We start from the raw sequence: 18,286 nt of genomic DNA on the forward strand, positions 1-18,286 counted from the left end.
GTCTCAGCCGGCGGCGGCCTTCCTCCCCCGCCGGTGCGCGATCTCGCCGAGGACCACGTCGGCGACGACGAAGCAGGCGAGCGGTATGCCGAGCAGCGGTACGAAGTAGCCGACGACGGCGACGACCACCACGCCGGGCACCAGGATCTGCGGCGGTACCTGCTGCCAGGCGCCACGCGGGATCGGCCGGCCGAAGGAGGAACCCCGGCCGCGCTGCCACCACATGCGGTAGCCCCACACGATCAGCAGGACCAGCGACAGCGCGAGGAGCATCAGGGCGATCTGGTTGGCCAAGCCGAAGAGGAGGCCGGTGTGCAGGTCGATGCCCCAGCGGGTGAGCTTGGCGAGGAACGGGTGGTCGGCGAACCGCAGCACGTCGGTCACCTCGCCGCTGGTCGGGTCGACGGCGACCGCGTCCTGCTTCTCGGGCCAGCTGCGCTGCACCTGCCGTACGACATAGGTGGAGGACTCGTCGGCGGGCGGGACGATCTCGACCGGGTCGCCGAGCCCTTCGGCGCGGGCGGCGGCCAGCACCTTGTCGAGGCCCACACCGTGCTCGGCGTCCCCTGCCGAGGCGGATGCGCCGTGGCCCGAGTGGTCGCCGCCCGCGGCCGAGGAGACCGACGGGGTGGACTGGCCCAGGGAGGTGCGCAGTTCGTCGATGTTGGCGCCCGCATACGTCGACCAGGTCAGCCCGGTCGCCGACAGGAAGAAGAACCCGGCCGCGGCCCACACGCCGATGTTGCCGTGCAGTCCGAGGGTGCGGCGCCGCCCGCCGGTGCCGCGGAGCTTGCGCAGGGCGCGACGGCGGGTGAACCACAGCACGATGCCGCCGCCCGCGATCACCCACAGCCAGCTCGCGGCGAACTCGCTGTAGAGGCGCCCGGTTTCGCCGAGGTGCAGGTTGCGGTGCAGTTCACTGATCCAGGTCCGCAGCGGAAGCGCTCCGCTGGAGCCGTACTGCTCCAGCGCGCCCTGGACCTTCCCGGTGTACGGGTCGACGAACACCGCGAGGGTGTGCGTCGGGTCGACTCCCTTGACACCCGACAGCATCACCCGGGTCGTCGCGTCGGCCTCGGGCGAGGGCCGTACGGCCGAGACGTCGCCCTCGGGATGGGCCTTGCGCGCGGCGGCCACCTGCTCGGAGATGGGCAACTTGCTGTCGCCGACGGCCGAGACGGTCATCTCGTCCCGGTAGGCGATCTTCTCGGCCTGGAAGGAACCGGCGTACAGGAAGCCGGTGACAGCGGCGACGAGCAGGAAGGGTGCGACGAACACCCCGGCGTAGAAGTGCAGACGCAGCACGAGCGGGCGAAGCGGGGCCCAACTGCTGCGGGCCGGTGCCGGAGCGGCCGGTTGCGGGGCCTCGTCCGTGGTGGTCGGGGGAGCAATGGACATCGGCGGCTTCTCCGAAGGCTGGGGACGGTAGCGGTCCAGTAGTCGGAGGAGGAGGGCGCCGAGTTCCCGGCACTCGCAGTGACCTGCGTCACAGGCATGCGCAGAATGTGCTGAGGCGTCATGGCATCCTGGCGCGATGTCAACTTCTGGTCATCACACGCCCCTTGCCGAGCTGGTCGAGGAACTCCTGGCCACGGACGGTCCGCTGCCGATCGTGGCGGCCGGCGACCCGGTCCTGCGGCGCGGCACCGAGCGCTACGACGGCCAGTTGGACGCCGTCCTCCTGTCCCGTTTCGTCGAGGCGCTGCGCCTCACCATGCACGCGGCTCCGGGCGTGGGCCTGGCGGCCCCGCAGGTGGGTGTGCCGCTGCGGATCGCGGTGATCGAGGACCCGGCGCCCGTACCGGACGAGGTGCGGCTGGCGCGTGGGCGGGTGCCGCAGCCCTTCCGGGTCCTGGTCAATCCGTCGTACGAACCCGTCGGCGCCGAGCGCGTCGCGTTCTTCGAGGGCTGTCTGAGCGTGCCGGGCTGGCAGGCGGTGGTGGCGCGGCACGCCCAGGTGCGGCTGACGGGTGAGGACGAGCACGGGCACCCGGTGGACGAGGTGTTCACCGGCTGGCCCGCGCGGATCGTCCAGCACGAGACGGACCACCTGGACGGCATGCTCTATCTCGACCGCGCGGAACTGCGTTCGCTGTCCTCGAACCAGGCGATGGCCGAGCGGTGGACGCAGCCGACGCCTGGGCAGGCGGCCGCGTCCCTCGGTTTCGAGCTGCCTCGCTAGTTGTCCCGGTAGGCCTCCATCAGGCGCAGCCACACCTCGCTGATCGTCGGGTACGAGGGGACCGCGTGCCACAGCCTGCTGAGCGGGACCTGGCCCGCGACCGCGATCGTCGCCGAGTGGATCAGTTCCCCGACACCGGGACCGACGAAGGTGACGCCGAGGACGATCTCGCGTTCCAGGTCGACGACCATGCGGGCGCGGCCGCGGTAGCCCTCGCCGTAGAGGCTCGCGCCGGAGACGTTGGCCAGGTCGTAGTCGACGGCGCGGACGCGGTGGCCCGCCTGTTCGGCCTCGGCCAGGGAGAGGCCCACGGAGGCCGCCTCGGGGTCGGTGAAGACGACCTGGGGTACGGCGTCGTGGTCGGCGGTCGCGGCGTGGGCGCCCCAGGGGTCCGCCTGGACCGGGGCGCCGGAGGCGCGGGCGGAGATGGCGGCGCCCGCGATGCGGGCCTGGTACTTGCCCTGGTGGGTGAGGAGCGCCCGGTGGTTGACGTCGCCGACCGCGTAGAGCCACTCGTTTCCGGTGACGCGGAGGCTGTCGTCGACCTCCAGCCAGGAGCCGGATTCCAGGCCGACGGTGTCGAGACCGATGTCGTCGGTGCGCGGGGCGCGTCCGGTGGCGAAGAGGATCTCGTCGGCATCGATGCGGTCGCCGGTGCCGGTGACGACCACGACCGTGCCGTTCTCGCGGGTCACCGACTCGACCGAGGTGCCGGTGCGGACGTCCACGCCCGCCGCGGTGAGCGACTCGGCGACGAGTTCGCCCGTGAACGGCTCCATGCGGTTGAGCAGGCCCTTCCCGCGCACCAGGAGCGTGACGCGGGAGCCGAGGGCCTGCCAGGCGGTGGCCATCTCGGTGGCGACGACTCCCCCGCCGACCACGACGAGCCGTCCTGGTGCCGTCTTGGCGCTGGTCGCCTCCCGGCTGGTCCACGGCTTGACCTCGTCGAGGCCCGGCAGGTCGGGCAGGACGGCCCGGGTTCCGGTGCAGACGGCCACGGCGTGTCGGGCGGTCAGTGTCTTCCGTACGCCGTCGGGGCCGGTGACCGTCACCGTGCGCTCTCCGCTGAGGCGTCCGTGGCCGCGGTGGAGGTCGGCACCGATGCTCTCCAGCCAGCCGACCTGCCCGTCGTCCTTCCAGTTCGAGGTGAAGTAGTCCCGGCGCGCGAGGACCGCCGCCGCGTCGAGAGGTTCCTGCACCGAGGCGCTCAGACCCGGCAGGCGGCGCGCGTCCGCCTGCGCGATCACCGGCCGCAGCAGGGCCTTGCTGGGCATACAGGCCCAGTACGAACACTCTCCACCGACCAGCTCGCTCTCCACGACCGCGGTGGAGAGACCGGCCGCGCGGGTGCGGTCGGCCACGTTCTCCCCCACGGGCCCGGCACCGAGCACCACTACGTCGTAGGTGCTGTACGCGATGTTTTCCGTTTCCGTCATGGGGCCAGTCTGGTGGGTGGTGTGCGCTCGGGCCACCAGGGGTACGCGCGCCGCACACCGAGTGGTGACAGCCACGGAATACCCGGCCGGGCGGCCGTGTTGTGCCGACTGCTTCGCTCCGAGACCAGGAAGAGGGATCACGTCATGAGCAGCACCGTGGAGCTCACCAAGGAGAACTTCGACCAGACGGTCACGGAGAACGAATTCGTCCTGATCGACTTCTGGGCGGCCTGGTGCGGTCCTTGCCGCCAGTTCGCGCCGGTCTACGAGAAGGCCGCGGGGGACAACCCCGATCTGGTCTTCGGCAAGGTGGACACCGAGGCGCAGCCGGAGCTGGCCGCGGCCTTCGGTATCCAGTCGATCCCGACGCTGATGATCGTCCGCGACCAGGTCGCCGTGTTCGCCCAGCCGGGCGCGCTGCCCGAGTCCGCCCTGACGGACGTCATCGGGCAGGCACGCAAGCTGGACATGGCGGAGGTCCGCAAGTCGGTGGCCGAGCAGCAGGCCCAGGCCGAGCAGAACGGCGAGTAACTCCCCGGATCAGAAGGGGTACGTCGCCACGTCCGCGCGTACCGTCGTCCAGCGCACGTCGGTGAAGGCCTCCACATTGGCCTCGCCGCCGAAGCGGGCGCCGGTGCCGGACGCGGCGATGCCGCCGAAGGGCGCCACGGCCTCGTCGTTCACCGTCTGGTCGTTGATGTGCACGATGCCGGTCGGGATGCGCTCCGCGAGGTCGAGACCGCGGGCCGCGTCGCCGGTGACGATGCCGAGCGAGAGACCGTACGGCCCCGCTGCGGCCAGGGCGGCGGCCTCGTCGACCGTGCTGAAGGACCGTACGGGCGCGACGGGGCCGAAGACCTCCTCCGTGTAGGCGGGCGTGCTGTCGTCGATGCCCGCGAGGACGGTGGGGCGGTAGAAGAGCTTCTCGTGGGTGCCGCCGGCGGCCAGTTTGGCGCCCTGGGCGGTGCTGGCCTCGACCAGGCCGTGCACCTTGGCGAGCTGGTTGTCGTCGATGATCGGGCCGAGGTGGACCTGGTCGAGGTTCGGGTCGCCGACGGCGAGCGAGTCGGCCTTGGCTGCCAGCCGCTCGACGTACTCCTCGTACAGCGAGGCGTGGACGAGGTGGCGGCCCGTCGTCATGCAGATCTGGCCCTGGTGGAAGAAGGACCCCCAGGCGGCCGTGGAGATCACGGCTTCGAGGTCGGCGTCCTCCAGGACGATCAGTGCGGAGTTGCCGCCGAGTTCCAGGTGCGCGCGCTTGAGGTGACGGCCGGCGGCCTCTCCCACCGCGCGGCCCGCGGCGGTCGATCCCGTGAAGGAGATGACCGGCACGCGCGGGTCGGCGACCAGGGCCTGGCCGACGTCCGGGCCGCCGGGCAGGACGTGCAGCAGGCCTTCGGGCAGCCCGGCCTCGGCGAAGACGGCGGCGAGCGCGAGGCCGCCGCAGACCGCGGTGCGCGGGTCCGGCTTCAGGATGACCGCGTTGCCGAGGGCGAGGGCCGGGGCGACGGAACGGATCGAGAGGATCAGCGGGGCGTTGAAGGGCGCGATGACGCCGACGACTCCGACCGGGACGCGACGCGTGTAGGACAGCCGGGGCGCCTCGCTGGGCAGGACCTGGCCCGCGGGGCGGGAGGCGAGGGCGGCTGCCTCGTAGCACTCCTGGGCGGCCACGTGCAGTTCGAAGTCGGCCTTGCCGGGGATCGACCCGGACTCGCGGACGATCCATCCGCGCAGTTCCTCGGCGTGCGCCGAGAACAGGTCACCTGCCTTGCGCAGCACCCCGGCCCGGACGAAGTGCGGGAGCCGGGCCCACTCGGCCTGGGCGGCGCGGGCGGTCCCGGCGGAGCGCTCCACGTCCTCGCCGGTGGCGAGGCCGACGGTGGCGAGGGTGTCACCGGTGGCGGGCTCGGTGACGGCGTACTCAGGTCCCGAAAGGGGGTGGGGCTGCCAGCTCTTGGGGTCGAGCAACGACATGACGGCTCTCCGTTCGATCACCGATGGGACTCACGCCGGGAGCGGTAGTCCCGTGTAGTTCGCGGCCAGTTCGGCGGCCGCATGGCGGGATGCGGTGATGCGGCGCAGCCGCGCGAGCTGCACCCTGCTCTCGAACGCATCCCCATCTTGTTGAGCGTGCAACATCCTAGTCATGTCATACGAGAAACGCGTGGCCTGCCACACACGAGACAGACACAACTCCGAATATCTGTCGATCAGTTGTGTCGATCCCGTGCGGTACAGATCCGTCAGGGCCCGGGCGAGGACGGATACGTCCGACACGGCGAGGTTGAGCCCCTTGGCCCCGGTCGGCGGCACGATGTGGGCCGCGTCGCCCGCGAGCAGGAGGCGGCCGTGACGCATCGGCTCGTGGACGTAACTGCGCATGGGCGTCACGGACTTGGCGGTGACCGGGCCGCGCTCCAGCGTCCAGTCGGCGTCGACCGCGAAGCGGGCGGCGAGTTCGTCCCAGATGCGGTCGTCGGACCAGTCGTCCGGGTCGGTGCCGTTGGGGACCTGGAGATAGAGCCGGGAGACGGCGGGCGAGCGCATGCTGTGCAGCGCGAAGCCACGCTCCCCGCGCGCGTAGATCAACTCCTCGCAGGACGGCCGGACATCGGCGAGGATCCCGAGCCAGGAGTACGGGTAGTCCTGCTCGTACGTCCGGCTCGTCGCCGTCGGGAAGGCCGCGCGGGCGATGCCGTGGAAGCCGTCGCAGCCGGCGACCCAGTCACAGGTCAGCGTCTGCTCGCGGCCCTCGTGCCGGAACCGCACGACGGGTGCGTCACTGTCCGGCTTCTCGACCGCGAGGGCCTCCGCCTCGAACAACAGGGGCGGCCCGTCGGCGAGTTGGAGCGCCACGAGGTCCTTCACGATCTCGGTCTGGGCGTAGATCGTGACCGTTCGGCCACCGGTGAGGGCGGGGAAATCGATGTGGTGCCGCTCCCCCGCGAACCGCAGCTCGATGCCCTGGTGGACCAGGCCCTCCGCCTCCAGGCGCCCGGCCGCACCGCACCCGCGCAGGGCATCCACCGTGCCCTGTTCCAGCATGCCCGCGCGCTGGCGCTGTTCGACATAGTCCCGCGTCCTGCTCTCCAGGACCACGCAGTCGACGCCGGCACGGTGCAGCAGCCGGGCGAGGAGCAGTCCGGCGGGGCCGCCGCCGATGATCCCGACCGTGGTGCGCATGGCAGGCCTCCCTGCGTCAGCTGGAGTCGCGGTGTACCACCGTGGCGCCCAGCACCGTGTGCGTCTCGGGCGCGGCGCCCGGTTCGCGCACCGCGCGGTCGACCAGTTCGGCGAGCTCGCGGCCGGACGGCAGTTCGATGTGGACCGTGCTCAGCCGGGGCCTCAGAAGCCGGCCCAGCAACAGGTCGTCGGCGCCGATCACCGCGGTGTCCGCCGGGACGCGCACGCCCTCGTCCTGAAGTGCGCGCATTAACAGCATCGCGTACTCGTCGTTGTACGCGAACACGGCGTCGAGGTCGAGATCCCGCCAGCGCACGGCGAGCTTGGCCGCGGACTGCTCCTCGTAGGCGAGGGGGAGCTCGGTCAGGGTGGCGTCGTCCCTGTCGCGCAGAGCTCGGCGCACGCCTGCCAGGCGGGGCAGCGAGAAGGCGTGCAGGCCGGCCTCCTCGGGGACCACGACACCGACGCGGCGACGGCCGCGGGCGTAGAGATGGGCGCCCGCGCCGTGGCCGACGCTCTCGTGGTCCATGATCAGGGTGTGGGCGCCCTCGACCGGCTCGGGGCCCATGGTGACCACGGCCCGTGCGCCGGAGCGCCGGAGCAGCGACACGCCCTGCGGGCCGAGTCCGGCACCGGGCACGAGGACGGCGACCGGACGCAGCTCGGCCCAGGCGCGGGCGGCCTCGTCACCATGGAGGCCGACGCTGCCGTACTGCACGACGGTGTAGTCCAACCGGCCGAGCGCCCACTGGAGTTCACTGATGAACTGGCTGTAGAGCGGGCCGACCGGGATGGACGGGGCGGGCATCAGGACCATGCGGCTGTGACCGGCCCGCAGGCTACGGGCGGCCGCGTGCGGGACGTACCCGAGTTCCTTGGCCGCCTCGTGGACACGGCGGCGCGTGGGTTCGCTGATCCGGACGGCGCTGGTGTTGTTGAGGACGTAGGAGACGGTCGCTCGTGAGACGCCGGCCAGACGGGCCACATCGGCGCTCGTGGGAACCGAGCGCGTCGCTGGGGTGACGGGCGCGGGCGTTTTCGGTATCTGCACCATGACGGTCGTCATCTTTGCAGAAGCTGTGAAGGTGTATCGGACCGGGGCGGTCCCCTGCCTCACCGCGGTGAATCGGTGCAGGTGAGCCGGGCGACCAGATCGTCCCAGCCCCTCTCCAGACGCTCGATCGGCATTCCGCGCCTGCGGGTGAGGTGATGGACCGCGGCGGGGTCGAGGTAGCCCATGAGGGTCTGGGCGAGCAGTTCGCAGTCCTCTTCGGGGACGGCCTGGCGCAGCAGCAGGGCCACGTGGCTGTGGTGCACCTGGCGGGGGGCGGGGGTGAAACGGCGGTCCGGGCTCGGCTCGGACGCCAGCATCAGGTCCATCTCCTCGACGGACCGGCGCAGCATGGCTCGGCCGAACGCGCGCAGCCGGTCGGAAGGCGGCGCGCCGGGTCCCAGCGGGGCGGGGCCGCTGAGGAACGCGGCCTGGAACTTCCGCTCGGAATGGTCCAACAGCGCGGTCAGCAGACCGGTACGGTCACCGAAGCGCCGGAAGACGGTGCCCTTGCCCACCGCGGCCGCCGCGGCCACCGCCTCCATCGTCACCCCGGCCGCGCCGTGCTCCGCGACCAGGCGGCCGGCCGCCTCCAGGAGCCGGGCCCGGTTGCGCGCGGCGTCGGCACGCAGGCAGGGCTCGTCCTCGGGGAGCCCGACCTGGAGCAGTTCGGGCTGGGAGTCAGGGGGGGTCGGCAACGGCGGCAGGACGGCGGGCATGAAATCAGCGTAAAGCAACGGGAAGAAAACTGGACCGGGGTCCGGTTACCCATGTAGAACATTAAACGGACCCCGGTCCGCATCATTACGGCAGTGTTTCACCTCCCTTGGAGTACGCATGTCTGTTCGCATTCTCGCCCTCGTCGGAAGCCTCCGCGCCGGCTCGCACAACCGCCAGCTCGCCGAGGCGGCCGTCAAGCACGCTCCCGAGGGCGCGGATGTCGTGCTCTACGAGGGCCTCGCCGACATCCCGTTCTACAACGAGGACATCGACGTCGAAGGCGCCGTGCCGGCCGCCGCGGCCAAGCTGCGCGAGGCCGCCCAGGCCTCCGACGCGTTCCTGTTCTTCTCCCCCGAGTACAACGGCACCATCCCGGCCGTGCTGAAGAACGCCATCGACTGGCTGTCGCGTCCCTACGGGGCGGGCTCCTTCGACGGCAAGCCGGTCGCCGTGGTCGGGACCGCGTTCGGCCAGTTCGGCGGCGTGTGGGCCCAGGACGAGACCCGCAAGTCCGTGGGCATCGCCGGCGGCAAGGTGCTCGAGGACGTCAAGCTGTCCATCCCGGGCTCCGTGATCCGCTTCGCCGAGACCCACCCGGCGGACGACGCGGAGGTCGCCGCGCAGCTGAGCGAGGTCGTGGCGCAGCTGCACAGCAACACGGGTGAGACTGCCGCGGCCTGATCCTGCGGCGCCGGAACGGATTCGCCTGGAGGGGATCGGGGTCTTTGTGCTCCGGTCCCCTTTTGCGCTGCCCACGGCCCGGTGGGGGCCGGCCGCGCGTTTCCGCTCGCGCCGTGTGGCGGGTATCCGGTTCCCGTCCCAGGCCAGTGCCGTCGGTGCCGTCCCTCGCGGTCCCTCAGGGCGGCAGTGATCGCCGGACGCTCGTGGCCCGCGTATCGGCTGCACGGCAAGGCCGGAGGGCGGACGGTGCGGGTCCGCTGCGGCTGCGGCTCTTTGCGGGGCCGGGCGGCCGATGACGGCGACACCCGGATCCTCTCCCGCAGTCGTCCGGCCGTCGCCCCGGCCGGGCCGGGCCGGGCCGCCTCCGCCGGGCCCGGCGCTTTTCAGCCTCCGCTCGGACGAACTCCCTCCAGACCCCGCGCCGTTGGCCCTCGCCCCCGCCATCGGCCGAACCTCGGCCGGTGTGTCGGTACTGCTCGGTCCGGGACCGTTCAGTCCAGCCCCGCCAGCCGCTGCACGGCGGGCGCGGCGAAGTGCTCGATCCATTCGGCGGGGGCCCCGATGCGCGGGGCGAGGATGACCGTGTCGATGCCGAGCTTGGCGTAGCCGGTGATGTTCCTGGTGAACGCCTCCAGGTCACCCTCGTCGGACGGGTCGGCCGAGTAGGTCACGGTCTTGCGGATCTCGTCGTAGTCCCGGCCCTCGGTGTCGCAGTGGCCTCGCAGCACGTCGAGCTTGTGGGAGACCTCCTCCGGCGAGGTGGCGAAGAGGTTGCAGGCGTCGGCGTGGCGCGCGACCAGGCGGAGGGTCTTCTTCTCGCCGCTGCCGCCGATCATGATCTCGGGGTGCGGGCTGCTGACCGGGGCCGGTACGCACAGGGTCTCGGCGAGCCGGTAGTGCCTGCCCTCGAAGGGGCCGTTCTCCTCCGGGTCCCACATCTGGAGACAGATCCTCAGGGTCTCCTCCAGCCGCTCGAAGCGCTCCGCGAGCGGCGGGAACGGCACGCCGAGCCCTTCGTGCTCCCGGTCGTACCAGGCGGCTCCGACGCCGAGGGTGGCCCGGCCGCCGGAGAGCACGTCGAGTGTGGTCGCGATCTTGGCGAGCAGCCCGGGGTGGCGGTACGTCACTCCGGTCACCAGCGCGCCGATCCGTACCGTCTCGGTGCGGGCGGCGAGGAAGCCCAGGGTCGTGTAGGCCTCCAGCATGGGGTTCTCGGCGCCGCCGTTGAACTCCATCTGGAAGTAGTGGTCCATCACCGACAGCCAGCTCACCCCCGCCGCCTCGGCCGCGGCACCGGCGGCGGCGAGCTCGGCGCCGAGAGCGGGACCGCCCGCGGGGTGGTCGAACCGGTTGATGTGTACGCCCACACGCATGTCCGTCTCCGTTCACGGGGCTTTCGCCGACCTCGCCGACGCTAGAACCTGGAGTGCTCTCGAAGTCAAGGGGGCGCCCGTCATGCCACGCGTTCCGCCGCCTCCCGCTCCTCCTGCTTCTTCGCGGCCCGCAGGCTCGTCAGTGTGGTGATCGTCAGGACGAGGACGATGAAGCCCAGCGAGAAGGGGATGCCGATCTCGGGGACGTGGACGCCGGACTCGTGGAGCGCGTGCAGCACGAGCTTGACGCCGATGAAGCCGAGGATGATCGAGAGGCCGTAACTGAGGTGGACCAGCTTCTTCAGCAGGCCGCCGATGAGGAAGTACAGCTGGCGCAGGCCCATCAGCGCGAAGGCGTTTGCGGTGAAGACGATGTACGGGTCCTGGGTGAGGCCGTAGATGGCGGGGATGGAGTCCAGGGCGAACAGCACGTCGGTGGAGCCGATGGCGAGCATCACGACCAGCATCGGGGTCATCACCCGCTTGCCGTTCTCCTCGATCCACAGCTTGGTGCCGTGGTAGCGGTCCGCCACGCCGAAACGCTTCTCCACCATCTTCAGCAGCTTGTTCTCCTCGTACTCCTCGTCGTGTCCGTCCTTGCGGGCGTCCTGGACGAGCTTCCAGGCGGTCCAGATCAGGAAGGCGCCGAAGATGTAGAACACCCAGGAGAACGCGGAGATGATCGCCGCTCCGGCCGCGATGAACCCGGCGCGCAGCACCAGTGCCATGACGACGCCGACCATGAGCACCCGCTGCTGGTACTGCGAGGGCACCGCGAACTTCCCCATGATCAGGACGAACACGAAGAGGTTGTCGACGCTCAGGGACTTCTCCGTGACGTATCCGGCGAAGAACTCGCCCGTGGGTTTCGTCCCGCCGAAGATCAGCAGGCCGAGCCCGAACAGACAGGCCAGCACGATCCAGACGACGGTCCAGATGCCGGCCTCCTTGACCGACACGTCGTGGGGTTTGCGGCCGATGAAGAAGTCGGCACCGACCAGCACGCACAGGGCGAGGATGGTCAGCAGCCAGACGCTCAGAGTTACGTTCACTGGTTCTCCTGGTGCATGGGGGGCATCGACAGCGTTGTCACCACCGGGGATGCCTTCCACCTACGGAAGGTGAACAAAAGGTCATGTGATGGCAAGGAACTGCAGGTCACGTGGGAACGTGGCCGGGTCTCGGGGCCGCCACCCGCCGTACGGCGGGCAGGTTCCGCCGAACGGCGGCGCCCAGGACGGGCTCCGGTGCCCCGATCATGACGGCACGAGCCGCCGCGCCCCGCGTGAGGAGAAGCCATGACCTACGTCCCGCCTCCGTTCGACCCCGAACTCGCCGCCGCCCTCGATGTGATCAAGGAGATGATCTCGCCCGGCATGACCCTGGACGACATCGACCTCGTCCGTAAGGGACCGGGTATCCAGCTGTTGGCGGACATGGACCTGACCATCGGAGGGTTCTTCGAGGTGGAGGACCGGTCGGTGCCCGGGCCCGAGGGTGCCCCCGAGATCTCCCTGCTGATCTGCCGTCCGGTCGCCCCGGCGCCCGCCGGAACCGGGCGTCCGGTGATCTACCACGTGCACGGTGGCGGCATGGTTCTCGGGAACAACCGGGTCGGGGTCGACTCCCCGCTGGCCTGGGCGAAGGAACTGGACGCGGTCGTGGTGTCGGTGGAGTACCGGCTGGCGCCCGAGCATCCGCACCCCGCCCCGGTCGAGGACGTGTACGCCGGTCTCGTGTGGACCGCGGAGCACGCCGAGGAGATCGGGGGTGACCCGGAGCGGATCGTCATCGCGGGCGCGAGTGCGGGTGGCGGGCTGTCGGCGGGGCTGGCGCTGCTGGCCCGGGACCGCAAGGGGCCGCGGGCGATCGGGCAGCTGCTGATGTGCCCGATGCTGGACGACCGCAACGAGAGTCCTTCGACCCACCAGATGGCGGGCCTGGGCGTCTGGGACCGCACGGCCAACGAGACGGGCTGGACCGCGCTGCTGGGCGAGCTGCGGGGCGGTCCCGAAGTTCCGGCGTACGCCGCGCCGGCCCGGGCCGAGGATCTGACGGGTCTGCCGCCGGCCTTCCTCGACGTGGGGTCCGCGGAGACCTTCCGGGACGAGGTGGTGGCCTACGCGTCGCGGATCTGGCAGGCCGGCGGGGTGGCGGAGCTGCATGTGTGGCCGGGGGGCTTTCACGGTTTCGACGGGTTCGCTCCGCAGGCCGCGTTGTCGCAGGCGGCACGGGCGGCGCAGCTGCTGTGGCTGCGGAGGCTGCTGGGGAGTTAGACGGCTCCCGGGACGTCACTCCCGGGGACGTCACGCCGGGTCGGTGGCCGCCCGCTGAGCCGTCCTGGCTTCTGGCGCCCGCGCGGCACAGCCGCAGATGTCACAGTCGTGTGCCCCCGCAGGGGCGCTTCGCGGCTCCCATGCCGCACCATGGGCCTATGAAAGAGCTGGCCGGGCGCCTCACCGCACTGGATCCGGATGCCGGTGCCGCCGTCCGGGTGATCGCTTACTTCGACCGGCTGTCGGAGTCCCGAGCGGGGCTGGAAGCCCTGGTGCGTGGGGCCGCTGTGCTGGCCGGGGTGCCCGCGCGGCTGGTCGACGTCGAGCGGCGGGTGGCCGTGCGGGTGGAGACGGACGGCAGCCGCCGGGACTCCACGGCGCCCCCGGATTCCGGCTGGCCGTCCGCCGCGCTCGCGCCCGGCGGTGCCGCCGCCCTGTGGCTGGAGCGGGACGGTGCCGCTCCCAGCGTGGTCGACGCGGTCATCCTGGAGCGGGCCGCGGGGGCCGTACGCCTGGTTCTGGACCGTACGCGCGGACGCGCGCCCGTCGACGATCCCGCACTCGTGGAGACGCTGCTGGACGGTACGGCTCCGGAGGCGGCCCGGCTGCACGCGGCCCGTGGGCTCGGGCTGGACCCGGCGGTGTCCGTGCGGGCACTGGCCCCGCTCGACGGACGGCCCCGGATCGTGCCCGACCAGCCCGGTGCCGAGGTGCCCGCCGGGCGGGTCGGGGTGGGCCCCGCCGTGCCCGTGCTCGAACTGCCGCGGTCCTGGGCGGAGGCCCGCACCGCACTGCGCTTCACCGCGGACGGGACGGCTCAGGACCCCGGGCCCAGGGCCGTGTACGCCGACGAGCTGGGCGGTGTCGCGCTGCTGGCCGACCTCGTCGCCCCGGGTGCGGAGCCGCCGCCCGACGTCCAGCAGCTGGAGGCGGCGGGGGCCGCCACGCCCTGGCTGCTCACCACTCTGCACGCCGTGGTGTCGACGACGAGCCTGCGGGCGGCCGCCGCCGAGGTCAACGTCCACCACTCCACGCTCCAGGACCGGCTGTCCCACGCGGAGCATCTGCTGGGCTGGCCGCTGCGCACGCCCCAGGGCCGGATCCGGTTGCAACTGGCTTTGGTCATGCGCCAGTTGGCCCGACCGTAGCGCGAGGTCGGAGCCTCGATCCCGCCGACGATGTACGCGTTGCCGGCACCCGCAGGTCGGGAATCGTGCGGCCACCGGCTGTTGGAAGGGGTGGACGGAGCAGCCGCCGGCGCAGTCCGGCTCGGCCTCGAAGCGGGTCGCGAAACCGGCGCCGCCGTGCTTGACGTTCCGGTCCGGGCGGTGCTGATCGCCTAATGCTCGTCGAGGACCGGGGAGAAGCCTGACCAGGTCCAGCTCCCCGGGACCTGTGGCGCGCCAGAGGGTGTGGCGCTGGGCCCCGAACTCGCGCCCCACGTAAGCCCCCTGGAAAGCCTCCGCAGGGCCACCCGAGTCAGGAGCGGCGGGGCGCGCTTGCCGCGCTCGCCGCGTTCATCAGCGCGAGTGCGTCCTGGGCAGCCGCCGTGACGGTGCCCGGCGACGATCCGGCCGCCGTGGCCACGTCCGTCAGCAGGCGGACGTCCTTGCGCAGCAAGGGGCCCGCGTGGGCGGCGATGCGGTCGAGGGTGCCTCCGGCCGAGGCCACCCGGTCCAGGGCGAAGCTCGTGCCGCTGCCGTGGGAGATGACGCGGGCCAGGGCCGCGGGGTCGACGGCGAGGTCGCGCCCGAGGGCCAGGGTGTCGGCGGCCGTAGCGAGGTTGGCCGTGAACAGGACGTTGTTGAGGAGCTTGGCGACCTGGCCGGCGCCCAGTGGGCCCATGTGGACCACCGGGTCGGCGTGGGTCGCGAAGACCGGGCGGCAGTAGGCGACGGTGCCCGGTTCGCCCCCGGCCATCAGCACCAGGCGCCCTTCGGCGGCCGCCTGTCCTCCCCCGCTGACCGGTGCGTCGATCAGGGCGACCCCGCGGGCGCGGGCACGGTCGGCCAGACGGCGGCACGTGTCGGGGTGGACGGTGCTGTGCACGGCTATCACCCCGCCTCTGCGGAGTCCGGCCAGCACACCCGACTCGCCGGTGACGATCTCCTCGACGTCCGCGTCGTCCACCACGCACACGCACACCAGGTCGCTGACGGCGGCCAGATCCGCCGGTGAAGCGGCGCGTCGCGCGGCGGTGTCGGCGAAGGGGACGAGTGAGGCGGGGCGCCGTGCCCACAGGGTCGTCTCGAACCCGGCGTCGACGATCCGGCGGGCCATGGGGGCGCCCTGGCTGCCCAGCCCGATGAATCCGACCCTCATGAGGGGACCTCCTCCTGCGCCGGTGCGGGCTGCGGGCGCCAGCACACCGCCAGCAACCCGGCGGTCGCCACCACGCCCACACCCAGCGCGACGCCCCCGCCGGCCCAGCCGGTCACCGCGATGTCGGCCGCCTCGTCCACGGACATGTCCCCCGGGCCCAGCAGCGCCAGCGCGAGTGCGACGACGGCGAGCGTGAGGACGTACTCGTAGCCCTCTTTGAAGACGAAGAAGCCGTTGGGCCGGTGGGCGAGCAGGCCGGCCACCAGCATCACCGAGATGACCGCGGCGCAGGCCAGCGGGGTGAACAGGCCCAGCAACAGGAGTGCGCCCGCGCCCACTTCGGTCAGGACGCTGAGCCACGCCTGAAGGGTGCCGTGGCGCAGGCCCAGGCCGGTGAACCAGCGGGCGGTGCCCTCGATGCGGCCGCCGCCGCGCCAGTGGTTGAGGCCGTGCGCGATCATGACGGCACCCAGGACCAGGCGCACCAGCAGCAGCGCGAGCGTGTCGGCGTCGCTCATCCCGCTCTCCCCTCTCGTGCCTGCGCACAGGCGCTCTCGCGGGCCACCGCGCACTCCTCGGCGAACGACAGCACCTTCAGGTGGTAGGCCCGGGCGGAGTGGCCGAGGCTCAGGTTGTGTCCGCTGTCGGGCTGTTCGTTGACGCGGACCCGGGGCGATGCGGTGAAGAGGGCGGCGATGTCCGCCAGGGCCTCGGGCCCCGCGCTCCACACCTCCTCGTGGTCGCCCAGGCTGTACTGCACGGGGACACGCACGCGTGCCGCCAGTTCGGGGAGTTCGTACCGCCAGTGACGGGCCGCGGACTCGTAGGCGGGCGAGGCGGCGGCGATGCTCGCACCGCCCGCCACCTCGGGCGGGTACAGATGGGCGGGCCCCCACAGCACTTCACGCAGCCGCGCACGGGCCCGCCCCGACCGGCGCAGTTCGTCCTCCGGGCCCAACTCCAGGAAGTTCAGGGAGCGCGGGTGGTGGTGGCGTCCGGTGCCGGCGATCTCCATCCCGAGCAGGCCGTGTCCGCGTGCGTCGGCGGCCATCCTGACCGCGAGTTCGCTGCCCGCCGAGTGGGCCATCAGGAACACCCCTGCTCCCTGCGGGCGTTGGGCGAGCAGGCGGTCGAGGGCCGCGTGGGCGAGGTCCACCCGCCGTGCGGGGTCGGTGAGTCGGGCGGCGTCGACGAGCGAGGCGCCGTAGCCCGGACGGTCCAGGGCGAGGACGCTGAAGCCGAGCGCGGCGCCGGTGCGCAGGAGCGAGAGGCGCGGGTGGTGCGGGCAGTCGAAGTAGGTGGAGGTCGTGGCGCCGCCGTGCAGGGCGAGGACGACAGCACGCGGCTCACCTACCCAACTGGCCCGGTACGACAGGGAGATGCCGTCCACCTCCACGGTGTGGCCGTCGATCACGTGTCCGTCCTCAGCAGCAGGACCCCGCTGGGAGCGAGGCCGCCGGTGCTGACCACGGCGACCCGGGCGCCTGGCACCTGTCGTGCTCCTCCGTCGCCGCGCAGCTGGACGATCGCCTCGTGGACCAGGCCCATGCCGTGGGTGCGGCCGTGGGAGAGCTGGCCGCCGTGGGTGTTCAGGGGCAGTACGCCGTCTCTGGCGATGTTCTTTCCTCCGTCCAGGAAGTCCTTCGCCTCGCCGATGCCGCAGAACCCCAACGCCTCTATCCAGGAAAGGCAGTTGAAGGTGAAGCCGTCGTAGAGCTGGGCCACGTCGACGTCGGCGGGGCGCAGATCGGTGCGGGACCACAGATGTGCGGACTGGCCGAGGGTGTGGGGTTCGTGGGTGAGGGTGCTCTGGTCCCACTCCATGCGTTCGGTGATCTGGGTGCCGACGGCCTCGACCAGAACGGGCGGTTTCGCGAGGTCACGGGCCGCGTCGACGGCGGAGACGATCACGGCGACGGCTCCGTCGCAGGGGACGTCGCAGTCGTAGAGCCCGAACGGGGTGGTGATGGAACGGGCTTCGAGGTAGTCGTCCATCGTGAGCGGGTCGCGGTAGACGGCGGTGGGGTTCAGGGCGGCGTTGGCGCGCTGGTTGAGGGCGATCCAGCCGAGGGTCTCGCGGGTGGTGCCGTAACGGTGCATGTGGCGTTGGGCGTTCTGGGCGAGGGTGTGGGCGGCCGAGGTGGCGCCGAACGGCTTGAGCCAGCCGGCGTCGCCGCCGGCCGGGGCCGGGAGTCTGCCCTGCTTCAGCAACTCCCCGTAGCTGGCCTCCCACAGGGTGCGGAAGCAGAGCACATGGCGGGCGAGGCCGCCGGCGACCGCGAGCATCGCCGCGACGATCGAACCGCCCGGGCCGAAGGTCTCGCCGCCGCCGTTGTACCAGGTGGGCCGGATGCCGAGGGCGGACTCCAGGGCGGTGACGCCGCCTTCGGAGAAGCCGCCGTAGGGGCCGGGTCCGGGGTAGGTGGCGAGGCCGTCGATGTCGTCGAGGGTGAGTCCGGCGTCGGCGACGGCCGCCTCGCAGGCCTGGAGGGTGAGCGAGATCGGGGGGACCATCAGTCGGCGGCCGATCCGCGAGCTGCCGATGCCGGTGAGGGCGACCTTGTCCTCGAACTTCTCCGTGGTGGCCATGGGGCGGACCGCGGGCGCGGTGTCGTCCTCGGGCAGTGGTGCCGGTTCGCCCTGCTCGGCCGCCGGTCGGAACAGCGGCAGCCATACGTCCCCGGACTGCTCGAAGACGACCTCCATCCGCATGCCGAGGGCGAGTTGGTCCGGATCGCACTCGACTGCGTTGGTGGTGAGCCGGACCCGGGGGTCCGCTTCGAGTGCGACCTGCGCGACGACGTAGGGCGAGGGGAGGCCGGGCAGGGTGAAGCGGTGGCTGACGGTGAAGCCGATGAGGGTGGCGTGGCCGGAGACGGGGCGTGGGGCGAGGTCGCGCCCGTGGCAGTAGCGGCACACGGGCTGCGGTGGGTGGATCAGGGCCGCGCAGGACCGGCACTCCTGTATCCGCAGTCTGCCGTCGGCCCCCGAGGTCCAGAAGAACGCGTTCTGGTCGGTGAGTTGGGGCAGGGGGCGTCCCGGGGATCCGGCCACGTGGG

Annotated in this window: 17 protein-coding genes; 5 read left to right on the plus strand and 12 right to left on the minus strand. The window is 71.9% G+C overall.

Features of this window, described 5'->3' with window-relative positions:
• Window positions 1-3: 3 nt before the first annotated feature.
• Window positions 4-1,398 carry a PepSY-associated TM helix domain-containing protein gene (locus ACFYRX_RS07705; protein ID WP_389097405.1) on the minus strand — a complete coding sequence of 465 codons (1,395 nt, stop codon included), beginning with the start codon at window positions 1,396-1,398 and terminating at the stop codon, window positions 4-6.
• 136 nt (window positions 1,399-1,534) lie between these two features.
• On the opposite strand from ACFYRX_RS07705, the gene ACFYRX_RS07710 reads away from it, so the two are divergent.
• Window positions 1,535-2,182 carry a peptide deformylase gene (locus tag ACFYRX_RS07710; protein WP_389097406.1) on the plus strand — a complete coding sequence of 216 codons (648 nt, stop codon included), beginning with the start codon at window positions 1,535-1,537 and terminating at the stop codon, window positions 2,180-2,182.
• On the opposite strand, the gene ACFYRX_RS07715 is transcribed toward ACFYRX_RS07710, so the two are convergent.
• A complete protein-coding gene (locus ACFYRX_RS07715; protein WP_389097407.1) occupies window positions 2,179-3,618 on the minus strand; it encodes a dihydrolipoyl dehydrogenase family protein in 1,440 nt (479 codons plus the stop codon). The genes ACFYRX_RS07710 and ACFYRX_RS07715 overlap by 4 nt on opposite strands.
• Window positions 3,619-3,762: 144 nt before the next feature.
• Between ACFYRX_RS07715 and trxA the strand changes: the two genes are divergently transcribed.
• Window positions 3,763-4,149 carry a thioredoxin gene (gene trxA, locus ACFYRX_RS07720; protein ID WP_328752315.1) on the plus strand — a complete coding sequence of 129 codons (387 nt, stop codon included), beginning with the start codon at window positions 3,763-3,765 and terminating at the stop codon, window positions 4,147-4,149.
• A 9-nt stretch (window positions 4,150-4,158) separates the two neighbouring features.
• Here the strand turns inward: trxA and ACFYRX_RS07725 are convergent, their stop codons facing one another.
• From ACFYRX_RS07725 to ACFYRX_RS07740, 4 genes are read right to left on the minus strand one after another with little or no spacing between them, the layout of a single operon-like run.
• Window positions 4,159-5,595, minus strand: a complete 1,437-nt coding sequence (locus ACFYRX_RS07725; protein WP_389097408.1) for a benzaldehyde dehydrogenase — start codon at window positions 5,593-5,595, stop codon at window positions 4,159-4,161.
• 30 nt (window positions 5,596-5,625) lie between these two features.
• Complete coding sequence (locus tag ACFYRX_RS07730) at window positions 5,626-6,804, minus strand: 4-hydroxybenzoate 3-monooxygenase (RefSeq protein ID WP_389097409.1); 1,179 nt, start codon at window positions 6,802-6,804, stop codon at window positions 5,626-5,628.
• Between the two features lie 16 nt (window positions 6,805-6,820).
• Window positions 6,821-7,870 carry a LacI family DNA-binding transcriptional regulator gene (locus ACFYRX_RS07735; protein ID WP_389097410.1) on the minus strand — a complete coding sequence of 350 codons (1,050 nt, stop codon included), beginning with the start codon at window positions 7,868-7,870 and terminating at the stop codon, window positions 6,821-6,823.
• 47 nt (window positions 7,871-7,917) lie between these two features.
• Complete coding sequence (locus ACFYRX_RS07740) at window positions 7,918-8,574, minus strand: TetR/AcrR family transcriptional regulator (protein WP_389097411.1); 657 nt, start codon at window positions 8,572-8,574, stop codon at window positions 7,918-7,920.
• 118 nt (window positions 8,575-8,692) lie between these two features.
• On the opposite strand from ACFYRX_RS07740, the gene ACFYRX_RS07745 reads away from it, so the two are divergent.
• A complete protein-coding gene (locus tag ACFYRX_RS07745; protein WP_389097412.1) occupies window positions 8,693-9,256 on the plus strand; it encodes an NAD(P)H-dependent oxidoreductase in 564 nt (187 codons plus the stop codon).
• 491 nt (window positions 9,257-9,747) lie between these two features.
• Here ACFYRX_RS07745 and ACFYRX_RS07750 read toward each other — a convergent pair whose 3' ends face one another.
• Window positions 9,748-10,629 carry an LLM class F420-dependent oxidoreductase gene (locus ACFYRX_RS07750; RefSeq protein WP_389097413.1) on the minus strand — a complete coding sequence of 294 codons (882 nt, stop codon included), beginning with the start codon at window positions 10,627-10,629 and terminating at the stop codon, window positions 9,748-9,750.
• An 80-nt stretch (window positions 10,630-10,709) separates the two neighbouring features.
• A complete protein-coding gene (locus ACFYRX_RS07755) occupies window positions 10,710-11,681 on the minus strand; it encodes a TerC family protein (protein WP_389097414.1) in 972 nt (323 codons plus the stop codon).
• A 246-nt stretch (window positions 11,682-11,927) separates the two neighbouring features.
• Here ACFYRX_RS07755 and ACFYRX_RS07760 point away from each other — a divergent pair, with 246 nt between their 5' ends.
• Window positions 11,928-12,905, plus strand: coding sequence for an alpha/beta hydrolase (locus tag ACFYRX_RS07760; protein WP_389097415.1), 978 nt, complete (start codon window positions 11,928-11,930; stop codon window positions 12,903-12,905).
• 158 nt (window positions 12,906-13,063) lie between these two features.
• The gene (locus tag ACFYRX_RS07765; protein WP_389097416.1) at window positions 13,064-14,053 is read left to right on the plus strand and encodes a helix-turn-helix domain-containing protein; all 990 of its coding nucleotides are present in this window, start codon (window positions 13,064-13,066) and stop codon (window positions 14,051-14,053) included.
• A gap of 331 nt (window positions 14,054-14,384) precedes the next feature.
• Here the strand turns inward: ACFYRX_RS07765 and ACFYRX_RS07770 are convergent, their stop codons facing one another.
• The 4 genes from ACFYRX_RS07770 to ACFYRX_RS07785 are packed head-to-tail and all read right to left on the minus strand — an operon-like array spanning window position 14,385 to window position 18,281.
• Window positions 14,385-15,227 (minus strand): NAD(P)-dependent oxidoreductase, encoded by an 843-nt coding sequence (locus tag ACFYRX_RS07770; RefSeq protein WP_389097417.1) that lies wholly within the window; start codon window positions 15,225-15,227, stop codon window positions 14,385-14,387.
• Window positions 15,224-15,745, minus strand: coding sequence for a DoxX family protein (locus tag ACFYRX_RS07775; protein ID WP_389097418.1), 522 nt, complete (start codon window positions 15,743-15,745; stop codon window positions 15,224-15,226). The genes ACFYRX_RS07770 and ACFYRX_RS07775 overlap by 4 nt, the downstream gene beginning before the upstream one ends.
• Window positions 15,742-16,641, minus strand: coding sequence for an alpha/beta hydrolase (locus ACFYRX_RS07780; RefSeq protein ID WP_389097419.1), 900 nt, complete (start codon window positions 16,639-16,641; stop codon window positions 15,742-15,744). The genes ACFYRX_RS07775 and ACFYRX_RS07780 overlap by 4 nt, the downstream gene beginning before the upstream one ends.
• Window positions 16,638-18,281 carry an OB-fold domain-containing protein gene (locus tag ACFYRX_RS07785; RefSeq protein WP_389097420.1) on the minus strand — a complete coding sequence of 548 codons (1,644 nt, stop codon included), beginning with the start codon at window positions 18,279-18,281 and terminating at the stop codon, window positions 16,638-16,640. The genes ACFYRX_RS07780 and ACFYRX_RS07785 overlap by 4 nt, the downstream gene beginning before the upstream one ends.
• Between the last annotated feature and the right edge of the window lie 5 nt (window positions 18,282-18,286).

Source organism: Streptomyces sp. NPDC005374, from assembly GCF_042872225.1.
GTDB lineage: Bacteria > Actinomycetota > Actinomycetes > Streptomycetales > Streptomycetaceae > Streptomyces.

What these genes read in the sequence shown, in the direction of transcription:
- ACFYRX_RS07705 (WP_389097405.1), bottom strand. Translation starts at nt 1,398, where the DNA reads ATGTCCATTGCTCCCCCGACCACCACGGACGAGGCCCCGCAACCGGCC.
- ACFYRX_RS07710 (WP_389097406.1), top strand. Translation starts at nt 1,535, where the DNA reads ATGTCAACTTCTGGTCATCACACGCCCCTTGCCGAGCTGGTCGAGGAA.
- ACFYRX_RS07715 (WP_389097407.1), bottom strand. Translation starts at nt 3,618, where the DNA reads ATGACGGAAACGGAAAACATCGCGTACAGCACCTACGACGTAGTGGTG.
- trxA (WP_328752315.1), top strand. Translation starts at nt 3,763, where the DNA reads ATGAGCAGCACCGTGGAGCTCACCAAGGAGAACTTCGACCAGACGGTC.
- ACFYRX_RS07725 (WP_389097408.1), bottom strand. Translation starts at nt 5,595, where the DNA reads ATGTCGTTGCTCGACCCCAAGAGCTGGCAGCCCCACCCCCTTTCGGGA.
- ACFYRX_RS07730 (WP_389097409.1), bottom strand. Translation starts at nt 6,804, where the DNA reads ATGCGCACCACGGTCGGGATCATCGGCGGCGGCCCCGCCGGACTGCTC.
- ACFYRX_RS07735 (WP_389097410.1), bottom strand. Translation starts at nt 7,870, where the DNA reads ATGACGACCGTCATGGTGCAGATACCGAAAACGCCCGCGCCCGTCACC.
- ACFYRX_RS07740 (WP_389097411.1), bottom strand. Translation starts at nt 8,574, where the DNA reads ATGCCCGCCGTCCTGCCGCCGTTGCCGACCCCCCCTGACTCCCAGCCC.
- ACFYRX_RS07745 (WP_389097412.1), top strand. Translation starts at nt 8,693, where the DNA reads ATGTCTGTTCGCATTCTCGCCCTCGTCGGAAGCCTCCGCGCCGGCTCG.
- ACFYRX_RS07750 (WP_389097413.1), bottom strand. Translation starts at nt 10,629, where the DNA reads ATGCGTGTGGGCGTACACATCAACCGGTTCGACCACCCCGCGGGCGGT.
- ACFYRX_RS07760 (WP_389097415.1), top strand. Translation starts at nt 11,928, where the DNA reads ATGACCTACGTCCCGCCTCCGTTCGACCCCGAACTCGCCGCCGCCCTC.
- ACFYRX_RS07765 (WP_389097416.1), top strand. Translation starts at nt 13,064, where the DNA reads ATGAAAGAGCTGGCCGGGCGCCTCACCGCACTGGATCCGGATGCCGGT.
- ACFYRX_RS07770 (WP_389097417.1), bottom strand. Translation starts at nt 15,227, where the DNA reads ATGAGGGTCGGATTCATCGGGCTGGGCAGCCAGGGCGCCCCCATGGCC.
- ACFYRX_RS07775 (WP_389097418.1), bottom strand. Translation starts at nt 15,745, where the DNA reads ATGAGCGACGCCGACACGCTCGCGCTGCTGCTGGTGCGCCTGGTCCTG.